Source organism: Paenibacillus sp. J5C2022 (genome assembly GCF_025567625.1).
Taxonomy (GTDB): Bacteria; Bacillota; Bacilli; order Paenibacillales; family Paenibacillaceae; genus Pristimantibacillus.
In genome coordinates this window covers 177,891-193,513 of sequence record NZ_JAOQJC010000005.1, presented here as the reverse complement: position 1 = coordinate 193,513, position 15,623 = coordinate 177,891, and the positions used below count along the sequence as shown (strand labels likewise).

Annotated in this window: 10 protein-coding genes; all 10 read left to right on the top strand. The window is 54.0% G+C overall.

The features are described 5' to 3' along the window. The first annotated feature begins 146 nt into the window (after positions 1–146). The 10 genes from leuC to M6D81_RS06060 all read left to right on the top strand — a co-directional run bounded on the left by leuC (position 147) and on the right by M6D81_RS06060 (position 15,613). On the top strand, positions 147–1,562 hold the full coding sequence (gene leuC / locus M6D81_RS06105; protein ID WP_262675936.1) for a 3-isopropylmalate dehydratase large subunit: 1,416 nt from the start codon (positions 147–149) through the stop codon (positions 1,560–1,562). A 66-nt stretch (positions 1,563–1,628) separates the two neighbouring features. Further along, positions 1,629–2,228, top strand: a complete 600-nt coding sequence (leuD, locus tag M6D81_RS06100; protein ID WP_262675935.1) for a 3-isopropylmalate dehydratase small subunit — start codon at positions 1,629–1,631, stop codon at positions 2,226–2,228. A gap of 168 nt (positions 2,229–2,396) precedes the next feature. After that, a complete protein-coding gene (locus tag M6D81_RS06095) occupies positions 2,397–3,944 on the top strand; it encodes an N-acetylmuramoyl-L-alanine amidase (RefSeq protein WP_262675934.1) in 1,548 nt (515 codons plus the stop codon). Between the two features lie 20 nt (positions 3,945–3,964). Next, positions 3,965–4,573 carry a GerMN domain-containing protein gene (locus tag M6D81_RS06090; RefSeq protein WP_262675933.1) on the top strand — a complete coding sequence of 203 codons (609 nt, stop codon included), beginning with the start codon at positions 3,965–3,967 and terminating at the stop codon, positions 4,571–4,573. 49 nt (positions 4,574–4,622) lie between these two features. Beyond that, positions 4,623–6,716, top strand: coding sequence for an S-layer homology domain-containing protein (locus tag M6D81_RS06085; RefSeq protein WP_262675932.1), 2,094 nt, complete (start codon positions 4,623–4,625; stop codon positions 6,714–6,716). A gap of 145 nt (positions 6,717–6,861) precedes the next feature. Further along, the gene (nth, locus tag M6D81_RS06080; RefSeq protein WP_262675931.1) at positions 6,862–7,557 is read left to right on the top strand and encodes an endonuclease III; all 696 of its coding nucleotides are present in this window, start codon (positions 6,862–6,864) and stop codon (positions 7,555–7,557) included. 6 nt (positions 7,558–7,563) lie between these two features. Then, positions 7,564–7,836, top strand: a complete 273-nt coding sequence (locus M6D81_RS06075) for an NAD/NADP transhydrogenase alpha subunit (protein ID WP_262675930.1) — start codon at positions 7,564–7,566, stop codon at positions 7,834–7,836. A gap of 12 nt (positions 7,837–7,848) precedes the next feature. Next, positions 7,849–11,544 carry a dynamin family protein gene (locus tag M6D81_RS06070; protein ID WP_262675929.1) on the top strand — a complete coding sequence of 1,232 codons (3,696 nt, stop codon included), beginning with the start codon at positions 7,849–7,851 and terminating at the stop codon, positions 11,542–11,544. Between the two features lie 461 nt (positions 11,545–12,005). Then, positions 12,006–13,796: an ABC transporter ATP-binding protein gene (locus M6D81_RS06065; RefSeq protein WP_262675928.1), complete on the top strand. Its 1,791-nt coding sequence runs from the start codon at positions 12,006–12,008 to the stop codon at positions 13,794–13,796. Beyond that, positions 13,793–15,613: an ABC transporter ATP-binding protein gene (locus M6D81_RS06060; protein WP_262675927.1), complete on the top strand. Its 1,821-nt coding sequence runs from the start codon at positions 13,793–13,795 to the stop codon at positions 15,611–15,613. The genes M6D81_RS06065 and M6D81_RS06060 overlap by 4 nt, the downstream gene beginning before the upstream one ends. Positions 15,614–15,623 lie beyond the last annotated feature (10 nt).

Here is a 15,623-nt window from a genome sequence, read left to right as displayed (position 1 = left end):
AGGTCAGGCTTTTTGAACAACTTCTAATAGGAATTATCTATAGCCATTATAGATATTATATCTTAGATCAATCAAGAAAGACATGGTATGATGGCAATAATTCAAATGAAACGCTGAAACAGAAAAGAATTCATGGGGTGAGCATAATGTCGAAAAAGACAATGTTTGAAAAAATTTGGGACAATCACGTCATTCATCAGGAAGAAGGCAAGCCAAGCATTATCTATATTGACTTGCATCTCGTTCACGAAGTAACCTCTCCGCAAGCGTTCGAAGGGCTTCGCTTGTCCGGCCGCCAAGTGCGCCGTCCGGAGCTGACGTTCGCTACGATGGACCACAACGTTCCGACGAAGGACCGTTACAACATTACGGACCCGATCTCCAAGCAGCAGATCGATACCTTGACGCAGAATTGTAAAGACTTCGGCGTGAAGCTGTACGATCTGGACAATATCGATCAAGGCGTCGTGCACGTTATGGGACCTGAGCTCGGCCTTACCCATCCCGGCAAAACGATTGTGTGCGGCGACAGCCATACTTCAACGCACGGCGCGTTCGGCGCACTGGCATTCGGCATCGGCACGAGCGAAGTGGAGCATGTGCTTGCTACGCAATGTCTGCAGCAATCCAAGCCGAAGACAATGGAAGTACGCTTCAGCGGCAAGCGCAAGCCGGGCGTAACCGCGAAAGACTTGATCCTTGGCGTTATTGCCAAGTACGGCACGGACTTCGCTACGGGTTATGTCATTGAATATACAGGGGAAGCGATCAAGAGCTTGACGATGGAGGAGCGCATGACGGTGTGCAACATGTCCATTGAAGCGGGCGCCCGCGCAGGTCTGATCGCGCCGGACGAGACAACTTACAACTACCTGAAGGGCCGCGAGTACGCGCCAGCCGATTACGAGGCGGCGGTTGCAGCGTGGTCGAATCTGACGACAGATGAAGGCGCGGCGTTCGACAAGATCGTACCGTTCGACGTCGATTCCCTTATTCCGCAAGTGACCTGGGGAACAAGCCCGGGCATGGGTACGGACATTACGGCAGCTGTTCCCAATCCGGTCGACATGACGACGGACAATGAGCGCAAGGCGGCGGAGAAGGCTCTTGAGTATATGGACTTGAAGCCGGGAACGCCAATGACGGATATCGCGATCGACTATGTGTTCATCGGCTCTTGCACGAACGGCCGCATCGAGGATCTTCGCGCCGCTGCGGAGATTGCGAGAGGCTACAAGGTGAACGAGAACGTAACGGCGATTGTCGTGCCGGGCTCCGGACGCGTCAAGATGCAGGCGGAGAAGGAAGGGCTGCATGAAGTATTCATCGAAGCGGGCTTCGAATGGCGCGAGGCGGGCTGCTCCATGTGTCTGGCGATGAATCCGGACGTCCTGCAGCCGGGACAACGATGCGCATCCACATCCAACCGCAACTTCGAGGGCCGTCAAGGCCGCGGCGGCAGAACGCATCTGGTATCTCCTGCGATGGCTGCGGCTGCAGCCGTGAAGGGACGCTTCACCGATGTGCGGGAATGGGAGCTTAAAGCCGAGGTTGTCAACTAATTGCGATAAATAGAGGATACAATACAGGTTTAGTCTGATTTGATCAAAGAGAGGGGATCTACTCACATGGAACCATTTTTGCAGCATTCGGGCATTGTAGCTCCAGTCGACCGTGTCAACGTGGACACGGATGCCATTATACCGAAACAATTTCTTAAGCGGATTGAGCGCAGCGGCTTCGGCCAGTTCCTGTTCTACGAATGGCGCTTTCACGAGAACGGAGAAGTGAACGAGAGCTTCGAACCGAACAAGCCGCGTTACGAGGGAGCTTCCGTGCTGATCTCCCGCGCCAATTTCGGCTGCGGCTCGTCTCGCGAGCATGCGCCTTGGGCGATTCTGGATTACGGCTACAAGGTTGTCATTGCGCCTTCTTTTGCCGACATTTTCTACAACAACTGCTTCAAGAACGGCATTCTGCCCATCAAGCTCAGCGAAGAGCAAGTGGAGGAGCTGTTCCAGCGCACCGCCGGCACAGAAGGCTACAGCCTGACGGTGGACCTGGAGAACAAGCTGCTGACGGATAATGCGGGCCTTTCCATCGCTTTCTATCTGGATGAGCACCGCCGCCAATTCCTGCTGCAAGGTCTCGACGATATCGGCCTCACGCTTCAGCACGAGGACAAAATCGCAGCTTACGAGCAGGAGCGCGCCGCCAAGCTGGCCTAGTCATAATCTACTACAGAGGACATTTCCTGCGAAAGGCGGATAATGTCCTCTTTTTCCATTCCGTTCGCAACTTTTTCCGACAGAATGCGTCTATTACTTAGCCTGTCCATGTCGATGACTAGCAATGGATTCATTCGGCTGCGGGCAATTCAGTCATCGAGGTGGGAAATGAAGAAAAGGTTATCCATTCTGTTGTTAATGTCCATGTTGTTTACGTTGTTCGCTTCCGTCGGACATGCTGCTTCACCCCCGCCAAAACTATTTCTGAACGGCAAGCCGATTATTTCCGATGTAGAGCCGCGAATCGTGGAAGGAAGCACGCTGGTGCCTCTGGCCGTGCTCTCGGAAGATCTGGGCTATGAGGTGGACTGGGACGGCACGATACGGAAAGTGACCGTGAAGGATGACAGCACCCAGATCGAAATGATTATCGGGGAATCGGCTGTCCTCGTCAATGGCGACATTGTCGAGACGAACGTGAAGCCTCAACTCATCAATTGGCGCACGATGGTGCCGGTCCGGTTCGTTGGACAGCTGCTTGGTCTGGACTTCGAGTGGAAAGAGACCGAGCGCGAAGTACATATGTTCGATAAGCAGCCGGAGCAGCCGAAGCCCGATCCGGAACAGCCTGGAACCGATCAACCCGGAACGGAACAGCCGGGTGAAGAGGGAACGAATGGGGAAGGCTCGGAGACGGATACGCCGGATACGGGCGAGACGGACAAGCCTGACGAGGGAGAGTCGACAGATCCGGAGCAAGAGCCGCAGTTGGAGACGGGATACATATCATCGATTTCATTGCGTGAAGACAATGTCATTCACATTACGAATTCAGGCATTCATCTGCCGAAAGCTCCGCTGCAGCTGGAGGAACCGCGCCGCCTGGTATTTGACTTCCCGGCCACTTCCTATATCCCGGACTTAATGGCCGGATTCGTGAACGGACAGACCGGAGTCAAGGTGGAAGACAATCCGCATATTACCGGGTACCGCTTCTCGCAGTTCAGTGCAGATCCGCTTACAGCCAGGCTGGTATTGGAAATAGGCGAAGATACCGGCTACGTCGTCAAGGAATCTCGCGGTCTGGTAGAGATCGCATTAATGCCTGCCGATCAGGTGCCGGTCCCGGAACCTGAGCCAGATCCGGAACCGAATCTGCCGGAGCCGGACGACGGCGTGTTCGATATTGTGATCGACGCCGGACACGGAGGCAGCGATCCCGGCTCGGAGAGCAAATCGTTGAACCGCTGGGAGAAGGAATTCAATCTGACGGTTGCCCTGATGCTGCAAGCCGAGCTGGAGAAGCTGGACAACGTTCGCGTGCATATGACGCGTACGGACGACACCTATATAGCACTGCTTGACCGTGTCGCCTTCGCGGAGGAGAAGAAAGCGGACATGTTCATCTCCATTCACGCCAACAGCTATACGAAGACTTCGGTCAGCGGGACGGAGACGTATTTCGAGCGCGAGAACAGCAAGGGACTTGCGGAGATTATGCACAAGCATTTGCTTGGCGCAACAGGCTTTAACGACCGCGGCGTAAGACAAGCGGCTTACAAGGTTATCAAGGAGACGACGATGCCTGCCGTCCTGCTGGAATCCGGCTATTTATCCAATCCGGAAGAAGCGAAGAAGCTGTTCGATAAAAATAAGCAAAAGGATATAGTGCAAGCAATCGTAAAAGGCGTTAAAGAGTACTGGAATCTGAAGTAGAGAGGGGCGTGCGACGCGTCATGAAAGCCAAAACCACCATTAGCTTGCTGCTAGCGACCGGCCTGATGCTTGCAGCCCTGAGCGGCTGCGGTGCGCAGTCGAAACCGGAGGATGCCTCCCAAGGAGCGAAGCCGGATGCAAATGCCGCCGAAGGCTCCGCCAACGACAACAAACAAACGTCGGATGACGAATCGAAAGGCGAGCTTCAGGAGGAAGCTGTGCAGGAGGAAGCTTCGCAAGAGACGGAAGTTGTCATATACGGCTCGGACGACGAACTGCTGCAGCTGACGGAACGCAAGGCGACGATCGAATCCGAAGACGGCCAGGACTTGATCGTGAAGGCTGTAGCCGAGCTTCAGAAGGATGGGGAAGACGGTCAGTTGTCGTTGTGGTCGCGCATCGTGATCAAGGAAATCCAGTTGGACGACGACGGGGCAGTGACAATTGACATACACATCCCCGATGAAGCAAGGCTTGGAGCCCCTGGCGAGAGGCTGCTGGTGGACTCGCTCCTCAATACGCTGTTCCAGTTCCCGGAGGTGCATACGATTGAGTTGCTTGTCGATGGAGAAGTCATGGAGAGCTTGATGGGACATGTCGAGCTGACGCATCCGTTCGCCAGACCATAATCCAAGCGAAGTTGAAGAGACTATATTATAGATAAGGGGAATTATTACTATGCCAATGCACATGACCTGGAAGAAAATCATGACAGGAGCGCTTGCATTCTCCATCGCTGCAGGCAGCGGAACGATGGCGCTCACTTCCTCCCCGGCTGTCGTCAGCGCGGAACAGCAGCGGGCAACGAAGTTCCAGGATGTTGAAGGGGGACATTGGGCGGAGAAGCATATTGCCAAGCTGGCATTGCAGGGTATTATTACGGGATACAAGATGGATGACGAGACCTTCACATTCGAACCCGCCAAGAGCGTATCCCAGCAGGAAGCGGTATTAATGGCGATTCGCTTCGCTGGGCTATATGATTATGTGGATCGGAGCACGCAAGTCGTATTCGGCGATTCCTTCAAAGTGGGCGAGTTCTATATTCCGATCATCGAGCTGGCTTTCCGCGAAGGTCTGCTGGACAAGAAAGAAGAGTTCGAACTGGCTGCAGCCGACCCGGATGTGGAATGGGGCAAGAAGCCTGCGAGCCGCGAATGGGTGACGAAGCTGATCGTGAAGGCGATCGGTGAAGAAGAAGCGGCAAGGGAGCTAATGGAGGAGCCATCCTCCTTCCACGATGCCGCGGATATCGACGACCGTTATCTGGGCTTCGTGAATGCAGCCGTGGAGATGGGGCTTGTTACCGGGAAGACGCCGACAAGGTTCGATCCCGTTGCTCCGGTCAACCGGGCAAGCCTGGCGACCTTATTCAGCAGGGCGCAGGGACAGTATCCCGTCGCCTTCGAGAACCAGCATGAAGGTGTCGTAACGTCATACACCGAAGATGCCATTACGATCTATCACGATGGGGAAGAGATGACGTTCGGCATGGACGAGAATACGAATTACTTTCATTACGCCTCCGATTCCCCGGTAGATCTGGACAGTATTCTGGAGTACGGCGACATTATGATCATCGAAGAAGATGGAGTCGCTCGCTACGTAGAAGTGCAAGGAGATGTTCAGCATATTGAGACGATCGAAGGCACTTTCGAACGGTATAATGCGGACGATCAGCAATTCTACATATGGCAGGGCAACGAGCTGGTGAAGATTAACAACCATGAAGGCGTCATTATCGAGGATACGGAAGGCATGCCGCTCACGATAGAGGATCTGCGAAGCGACGCGAAGCTAAGCATTGTGCAAGATAACTTCCGCGCGCAGCCTGTAGCCTTGAAGATTATTACCGAGGCTCCTCCGGAGACGACGACGGTGGAAGGGCAGCTTATTAGCGCTGACACCAGGCTGATTACGATTCAAATAGACGGTAAGCCGATGGCTTATTATATGACGCCTAATGCTGCCATTCAGATCGAAGGACTGTCCGGCGCAATGGTAGAGGATCTGGTGAAGGAACAAGATCGGCTGCAGCTTACATTGAATATGGAGGAGAAGGTTGTAGGCGTTAAAGTGCTGAACAGGCAGGTGCAGACGCTCGCCGGCGTCGAGATTGAAGGCTATAACGAAGATCGGAATTATATTACGATATACGATTATACGAATAACAAGTCCCAGCTGCTTACGCTGACCGACAAGACGAGATTCGACTATCTTGGCACAAAGCTTGATACGAAAAGTGCGATGGCGATGATGGAGCAAAATAAAAACGTCATTATTCGCTATACGGACGGTAATGTCGTATCGATTCAGTTCGTCATGAATTATACGGGTACGGTGTACGAGATTGATACAAAAAACAAACAGATTACAATTCGTCTTCAGGAAGGCGAGCTGGTGAAGGTACCTTATATGAGCGAGAATGCCGTAAGCACGATCGTTCGCCCGTTAGCCAGCCATCTGGATCTGAGAATTGGCGATACGGTTACGCTGAACATGCGGATGGACAAAGTGGAAGCTACGCTTATTCAGCTTCATGAACAGCTGCAATATGAAATCGTGTCGATCGATTCCGTTAAGAAGACGATTAAAGTGAAAAACGCCTCTGTCAAATCGGACGACTTGAAGGTAGATAAAGCAGAGCTTCTTCATGCGGACGGAAGCAAAGCGTTGCTGAAGGACTTGAAAGTCGGCTCGTGGATTACCGTCGATTTCGTCGGCACAAATCCGGTGAAGATTCAAGCGAATACGAATAACTCCAACGGTTAACGGCTTGTTCTGACATAAAGAAGGAATGTTTTGTGAAAAACTGCCCCTCGGGGCAGTTTTTTTTGGAATTATTCCGAATAATAGTTGCGCAGCGTGACAAATTTCGCTACACTTTGAACGACAGTAATGAAGTGGAGGCTAATGGATGAATGCGAAGCAGAAGATGCGTCATATATTGGATACAATAGCCGACATGTTTCCTGATGCAGAATGCGAGCTCGTTCACAGCAATCCGTTCGAGCTGACCATAGCCGTACTGCTGTCCGCGCAATGCACGGATGCAACCGTGAATAAGGTAACGGCTACCCTGTTCCAGAAGTACAAATCGCCTCAGGATTATTTGAGCGTGCCTTTGGAGGAGCTGGAAGGGGATATTAGAAGAATCGGCCTCTTCAGAAGCAAAGCATCCAATATTCAGAAGCTATGCCGTATTCTTATGGATAAATACGATGGTGAAGTGCCCGCAAGTCACAAGCAGCTGACAGAGCTGCCGGGAGTAGGGCGCAAGACGGCCAACGTTGTCATGTCGGTAGCGTTCGGCGTGCCGGCCATCGCCGTCGATACGCATGTGGAACGTGTGTCGAAGCGGCTAGGCATCGCGAAGCCGGACGATTCCGTGCTGAAGGTCGAGGAGACGCTGATGCGCCGTATTCCGAAAGAGGAATGGAGCGACACTCATCACCGGCTCATCTTCTTCGGACGTTACCATTGCAAGGCGCAAAGCCCGCAATGTCCGATCTGTCCGCTGCTGGATGTATGCAAGGAAGGCAAGCAACGTATGAAGCCTGCCGCCAGAACCAAAAATAGTAAAAGCAAAACCAAAATTGCGAACGAAGGATGATGAAAGATGAAATGTATTTCCGTGTACACGAATAGCTTCGAGCTGTTCTCCGACATCTATGAGCAAGTGCTGCAAACTCCGCCACAGGAGAATGAGGATATCGTCATTGAGGGCGTTACCGTAAGCGGCTCCGGCCACGTGCCGGACCAGTATATCGAAAGAATGCGCGTGAAGCCCGAAGTTGTGGTCATGAAGGAGAAATCCCGCAATATTATGATTTTGCAGCATGGCGACGTATTCGAAATATGCCTTCCTTCCGACGAAGAGGAAGCTGTATAGGAGCAGTATGGAATGACAATAAAAACGATGCACAGCATGACAGGAACATTGGAAGAGATTGCAAGTGTCATGTCCGCAGCGGGCGATGCCATCCGTTCCGAGCAGATGAAGGAGCTAAGCAGTAAGCTGACCGAAGGTCGGCTTACTGTTGCATTATGCGGACATTTCTCGGCTGGCAAGTCAACGCTTATCAATACGCTATGCGGCGCGCGGCTGCTCCCGTCCAGCCCGATTCCCACGAGCGCGAATGTCGTTACGATTAAAGGCGGCGAGCCGGCTCGCGCGTCCGTGGAGATGGTCAGAGACGGCAGGCAGCATAATGCGGAAGTTGAACTGGATGAGCTGGACCGCTATTGCGTCGATGGCGAACAGTTCTCGTCCGTCACAATCACGTATCCCAGTCCGTTGCTGGGCAGCCGGATTGTGCTGCTGGATACGCCAGGAATCGATTCTACCGACGATGCCCACCGGATGGCTACGGAATCCGCCCTTCACCTTGCGGATGTCGTGTTCTACGTAATGGATTACAATCATGTCCAATCCGAGATCAATTTCTCCTTCGCCAAGGAGCTGAAGGATTGGGGCAAGCCCTTATATCTTATCGTTAATCAGATCGACAAGCACAGAGAGCGGGAATTGAGCTTCCAAGCATACAGGCAAAGCGTGGAGGAGGCGTTCCAGGCATGGCATCTTCAGCCGTCCGGCATTCTCTATCTGTCGCTGCGTCAGCCGGAGCACCCGCACCATGAATGGAACAAGCTGACGGGACTTCTGCAGGAGCTGGCTGAGCGAAGAGAGGAGCTATGCGCATACAGCGTAGATCAGTCTCTCAGACATATGATGGAAGGCCATCTGGCTTGGCGGCATGAGCAGCAAGAGCCTGAGAGAGCAGCGCTGCAAGAGCAAGCGGGAGGGGAAAGCGCAGCCGCAGCCAATGAAATTGCAGAGATCAAGCGGGATATCGACCGCATCCGGCAAGAGAGCGAGGGCTGGATCGTCGGCAGACGGGCGGAGCTGCAGACTATGCTGGACAACGCCAATATTACGCCGGCCGCGCTTCGGGATCTGGCACAGCACTTCCTGGAGAGCCGCAAGCCCGGCTTCAAGGCAGGTCTGTTGTTCGCTGCGGCGAAGACGGCTGCGGAGCAAGAGAAGCGATTGAAAGCGTTCCACGACGAGCTGGCTACGCTCATTCGCGCTTCAATCGAATGGCATGCCAAGGCGATGCTGAGGAAAGCCGGCGAGGAAGTCCGCTACGACAGCGAGCAGCTGGAAGCGCTGCTGGAGCAAGGGCTAAGCTGGTCTCCCGATGAAGCATGGCTTGTGAACCGTGTCAATGCAAAGGCGGAATTCGGCAATGCCTATACGATAGTCTATTGCCGGGAACTGGCGCAAGACGTGAAGGGAGAGTTCAGACGCAGAGCGATGGAACTGATCGAGCGCCTTGCGGCGCAGAGAGCCGCCGAAGGCCAGTCGATTGTGGCGGAGAAGCAGCATCGTCTTGACGAGCTTGCAGAGGCGGCGATTGCGCTGGAGCAACTGGAAGCGCTGGAGCGTCAGGATGCAGGTTATCGGAGCAAGCTTCAGGCTATGCTGTCACAGCGGCCGGAAGCTCCGATGCTGCCCAAGCCGTCATCCATTGCTTCTGGCGCTGATGCGTCGGCATTGTCGGGCAATTATACGACGGCTGGGCAAGCGGAAGCGCACTCGAAGCCGGAGAAGCCGAGTAAAGTAAGCGGCGACGAGACCGACATATCGTCTTCGATACAGGAAGCGTCGAAGGATACGCTGGACATGACGCAGCAATATGAGGCGGCTGCCCGGCTGAAGCGGGCTGCATCGCTTCTGGAGCCGTATCCGTCGATGCGGGACACGATCGCGTCGATGCTGGAGAAGTCAGATAGGCTAAGCGATAGCTCGTTCACGATCGCGCTGTTCGGCGCCTTCAGCGCGGGCAAGTCTTCGCTTGCGAATGCCTTGATCGGGGAAGACATACTGCCGGTATCGCCGAATCCGACTACCGCGGCGATCAACCGGCTCGTGCCGCCCAGTGCTCTGAACCCCCATAATACGGCGCTCATTACGATGAAAGAACGCGAGGCCATTACGGCCGATCTCCGCTACTCGCTGGCGCTCCTGGGGCTGGAAGCTTCCAGGGAGAAGCTGCCGGACAGCGAGACCTTGCTGCGCGTAATCGGCAAGCTGAGTCCGGAATCGATACCGGCGGGCGGGCGTCCGCATTACAGCTTCCTGAAGGCGGCAGCCGCAGGATGGCAGCTTCACGAAGCACACCTGGGCAAGCAATTGACTGTTGATGCGGAACAATATCGGGCTTATGTGGCGGATGAGACGCGATCCTGCTTCGTTAGCGAGATTGACTTCCATTACGATTGTCCGCTGACGAAGCAAGGAATCGTGCTGGTGGATACGCCCGGCGCAGATTCCGTTAACGCGAGACATACGGGCGTCGCTTTCAACTATATCAAAAATGCGGATGCCGTACTGTTCGTCACTTATTACAATCATGCGTTCTCACAGGCGGATCGGCAGTTCCTGGATCAGTTGGGCCGCGTGAAGGATCAATTCGAGCTGGATAAAATGTTCTTCCTTGTGAACGCCGCCGATCTGGCCGCGAGTGAAGAGGAACTGCAAGGCGTACAGGAGCATGTGAAGGCCAATCTGCAGCAGCATGGCATTCTGAAGCCGCGTCTATATGCCGTATCCAGCTTGCAGGCGCTTGACGGCAAGCTGGACCACGATCATGCGTTGCTGATGTCGTCAGGAATGCCGGTCTTCGAGAAGGCGTTCTTCTCCTTCATCCGTCACGACCTCGGCGGATTGGCGATTGAGGCGGCTGCAGGCGAGCTGCAGCGTGCTGAAGGCATGGTGTCGCAATGGCTGCGCAGCGCACAGGGAGACAAGGCGACGAAGGACAGAGAGCTGAAGCAACTGGACGCGGCGATGGAAGCGGCGTATGGATCGCTGCAGGAGCTGGCAGACAGCGGCATGCCGGACGAGTTGAAGCAAGAGCTGAAGGAGCTACTGTTCTATGTCGTGCAGAGAGTGCAGTTCCGCTTCGGCGACTTCTATAACTACGCGTTCAATCCTGCGTCGTTGAAGGACGACGGCAGCGACTTGAAGCGAGCGCTATGGGCAGCCTGGCTGGAGCTTCAGCGCATTATACAGCGGGAGCTGTCTCAGGAACTGCTCGCAACATCACTGCGCATGGAGAAGGGATTGCTTGCCGTATGGAAGAAGCCGTACGGACGTTGCGTGCAGTGGTTGGCCGAGCTACTGGACGGATATGCCGGCAAGTCGCCTGCGGAGGCTGCCTTGACAACCCCGGAGGAGTCGGCTGTCTGGGAAGGAAGCGGAGTGGACGCCAAGTGGCTCTGGAGCCGATTCAAGTCTCCGCGCCACTTCTTCGAGGGTGAGGGGAAATCCGTATTGCGGAAGGAACTGGAGACGATGCTGCCGCCCGGCATGCAGCAATGGATGGACAATGTTGCACTGGACTGGATGAAGCATTATGAAGAGCTGTGGGCCGAGCATGCGGCGACGGACAGCGCATTGCTGCGCAGCGATGCGGAAGCTTATGCGGAAGGCAAGCGGAATTCGCTGCGTGAGGGCGCCGATATAAGGGCAATGACGGAGCTTCATGAGCAATTGCAGGAGCTGTGTGCGAAGCCGAAGCTGTCCGGATCATAAGCGGATCGGCAATCGATACTTTTTTTCAATCATAACGGACTGAATTCATCTCACATGCAGCTGAATGCTTCCAGGTTGGCGTTAACCGCCTGCTTGGAAGCTTTTTTTGTACATCAAGCGTATAGGTTCCGGTATCCCCGCATAGTACCTGACAAAGCTTCGAAGCCACCCCCCCCCCCCTTTTTGCGGGGTTATTTTGTATAGGCAGATGGAGGATTATATTTTGCGGATTTTTTTTGTTTTTTGTGTGTTTCTGTGCAAAAACGGAGGAATACACACATGTAGATGTTCAACCGAGATGATTATGAAGCAATTCCCCCTTCCCATTCAACTTTTCCCTTATTTCGCGAAAACGGTGTGTTTTTGACCGGATTATCGTGTTTGCTCCTCTATAGCGATGCTGATAATATTCATTCATAACTTATGAAATCAAAATATTGGGGATAGGGAGAGGGATTTCGTTGGACGTTCTGAGGCGGCTTAAAGCCTTCTACATGCCGGAGAGGAAGAAACTGATTGCATCGATTTTCTTCCTGATGTGCGCCACAGCGCTGGGATTGGTATACCCCAATCTATTGCGCTATCTAATTGATGAGGTGATTACGCCGAAGCGATTCGAGCAGGTGCCGATGCTTGCGCTCGCTGTCGTCGGCGTCATATCGCTGAAGGCGCTTAATCAATTTCTGCACGGCTTCTTCGGTGGCCGATTGGGCAATCAGGTTGCGTACAGCATGCGCAATGAGCTGTACAACAAGCTGCAGCATTTATCTTTTCAGTATTACGACAGAGCAAAGACAGGAGATCTGATGTCCAGGCTGACCGCGGATCTGGAAGCGATCCGCAACTTTATCGGCTTCGGCTTCGCCCAAATACTCAATATGATTCTGATGGTGCTGTTCGGCGGAATTATGATGCTGTCCATCCATTGGCAGCTAACCTTGTTCACGTTGCTGACGATTCCGCTCCTGGGGTATCTGGCCATTCGCTTCGAGCGTCATATTCATCCCGCATTCCGTGAGATGCGCCAGGCGATGAGCAACTTGACGACTGCTGTACAGGAGAATATCACCGGAGTACGCACCGTGAAGTCGTATGCCAGAGAAGAGCATGAAGTGTCCAAATTCTCGGTTCGAAGCGAAGCCTATCAGAGTAATCAGATCGGGGCAGCGGCCATCTGGGCACGTTACTTCCCGGTGATGGAGCTGGTGGCCAACATGAGCGCAGTCATTCTGCTAGTAGCAGGCGGACTGCTCGTCATTCAGAAGTCGCTGCTGCTGGGGGAATTCGTTGCCTTCTTTAGCTTGATCTGGTTCATTATCGGACCGATGTGGGGCCTTGGCTTCCACATTAACAACTACACACAATTCAAGGCTTCCGGGGAACGGGTGCTCGGATTGCTGGATGAGCATGTTCATATCAAAAATGAAGCTGACGCGCTTGTGCTGGACGAATCGGCAGTGAAAGGACATGTCAAATTCAACGATGTCGTGTTCCATTATCCAGACAAATCGCCTGCGCTGACGAATATCGATATTGATGCCTCTCCAGGCAGCGTGATCGGTCTGCTGGGAGCCACCGGCTCAGGGAAATCGACGATCATCCAGCTGCTTATGCGGGCTTACGATGTGAAGAAGGGCAGCATTACGCTCGACGGCATCGACATACGCCACCTGGACGTGGCATCGCTGCGGCGCCAGATTGCGCCGGTCTTCCAGGAGACATTCCTGTTCTCCGCTTCCATTCGCGACAACATTGCTTACGGCGTCGCAGGCATCAGCGACGAGGAGATTGTCCAGGCGGCGAAGCTGGCGAAAGCCCATGATTTCATCATGGAGATGCCCCTCGGCTACGATACGATCGTAGGCGAGCGGGGGATGGGCTTATCGGGCGGTCAGAAGCAGCGGATAGCGATAGCAAGAGCGTTTATTAAAAATCCGCGCATTCTCGTACTGGATGATGCCACAAGCGCAGTCGACATGGAGACGGAGCAGGAGATTCAGGCGGGCTTCAAGCAGCTGATGGCAGGCAGAACGACGTTCATTATCGCCCACCGCATCTCATCGCTTAAGCATGCGGACGAGATCATTGTACTGGACGGCGGACATATCGCCCAGCGCGGCAAGCACGAGCAATTGATTCGCGAGCCTGGATTATACCGGGAAACCTACAATATCCAATATGCCGATTTCCTCAACGATGAAGCTGCATTCGTCGGAAGCGAATCGGCGCGAAGAAGGAGTATGACGTCATGAGTGCGGGAACGAATGTGAAAGGCCGCAGCCGGAATGAACGCTTTGTGTATCAAGACGACGAGGCGATTGAAAAGCCGTTTAATTGGTCACAGCTGCGCCGATTGTTCGCATATATGAAGCCTTACAGGAAGCAACTGATGCCTGTCATCGCCATGATGATTGTCGGAACGTTGACCAGGCTGTCCATCCCGTTCCTGATGATGCTGGTCATCGACAGGATCATCGATCCGGTGAAGGGCTCCGGCAGCAAGCTGGAACTGGTGCTGATGGGAGCGGCCATGCTGCTCCTCTACGGCATCCAGTGGGCGGCCAATACGTATCGGATCAAGCATACGAGCATTATCGGACAGAAGGTCATATTCGATCTGCGGCAGCATCTGTTCCAGCACATTCAGCAGCTGTCGTTCCGCTTCTACGACAAGCGCCCGGCGGGCTCGGTCCTCGTCAGAGTCACGAACGATGTGAACGCACTGCAGGATCTGTTCACGAACGGCGTCGTCAACCTGCTGATGGACTGCATTCAGCTTGTCGGCATCGTAATCATCTTGCTTATGCTTAATGTGAAGCTGGGGCTTGCCATCATGATTACCGTCCCGCTCATGTTCATTGTGTCGACCTCGCTGCGCAAGCGCATCCGGTTCGCCTGGCAGGATGTCAGAATGAAGCAGTCCCGTATCAACGCCCATCTCAACGAGAGCATTCAAGGGATGAAGGTGACGCAAGCGTTCGTGCAGGAGAAGGACAATATGAACTTCTTCACGGGGATGAATGGAATCAACCTGAAGTCGTGGAACAAGGCGTCTGCGCTCAATCAGACCTTCGGGCCGGTTATTGAGGTGACGGCGGCGATCGGCACATGCATTCTGTTCTGGTACGGTTCGACGCTAGTGCAGAGTACGGCTATCACGGTCGGCTTGCTGGTCGCCTTCGCGAATTATATGGGCAACTTCTGGGAGCCTATTAACCGCCTTGGCCAAATGTATGCGCAGTTGTTGATCGCTATGGCTTCGTCGGAACGCATCTTCGAATTTATCGATGAGAGGCCAACTGTCGCGGAAGAGGAGAAGGCCTTCCCGCTTCCATCTATTCGCGGAGACGTCCACTTCGACAATATCGTATTCGAATACGAGAAGGGCAGACCTGCTCTGAAGGGGATCAGCCTGCAGGCGAAGGCGGGACAGTCGATTGCGCTCGTCGGGCATACCGGCTCCGGGAAAAGCACGATCATCAACTTGCTGTGCCGCTTCTACGATCCCGTCCAAGGGAAAGTGCGGATCGACGGCACGGATATTCGCGACGTGACGATCAGCAGCTTGCGGTCGCAGGTGGGCATCGTCATGCAGGATACGTTCATCTTCGCGGGTTCCATACGCGACAATATTCGTTACGGCCGGCTGGACGCAACGCATGAGGAGATTGTCGCAGCGGCGAAAGCCGTGAATGCCCATGACTTCATTATGGGTCTGCCGGACGGCTATGACACGCAAGTGGAGGAGCGGGGCAACGTGCTGTCGATGGGGCAGCGGCAGTTGCTCTCCTTCGCCCGGGCGCTGCTGGCCGATCCGAAGATTCTTATACTGGATGAAGCGACAGCCAGCATTGATACCGAGACGGAGCTGAAAATCCAGGAAGCGCTCAAGACGCTGCTGGAGGGACGAACTTCGTTCATGATTGCACACCGCTTGTCAACGATTCGCCATGCCGATGAAATCGTCGTGCTGGACCATGGCGAGATTGTGGAGCAGGGCAATCATGAGGCATTGATGTCCCGGCGGGGTGTCTATTACGGCTTAATAGAGGCGCAGTATCGTTTCTGATCGTTCAAGT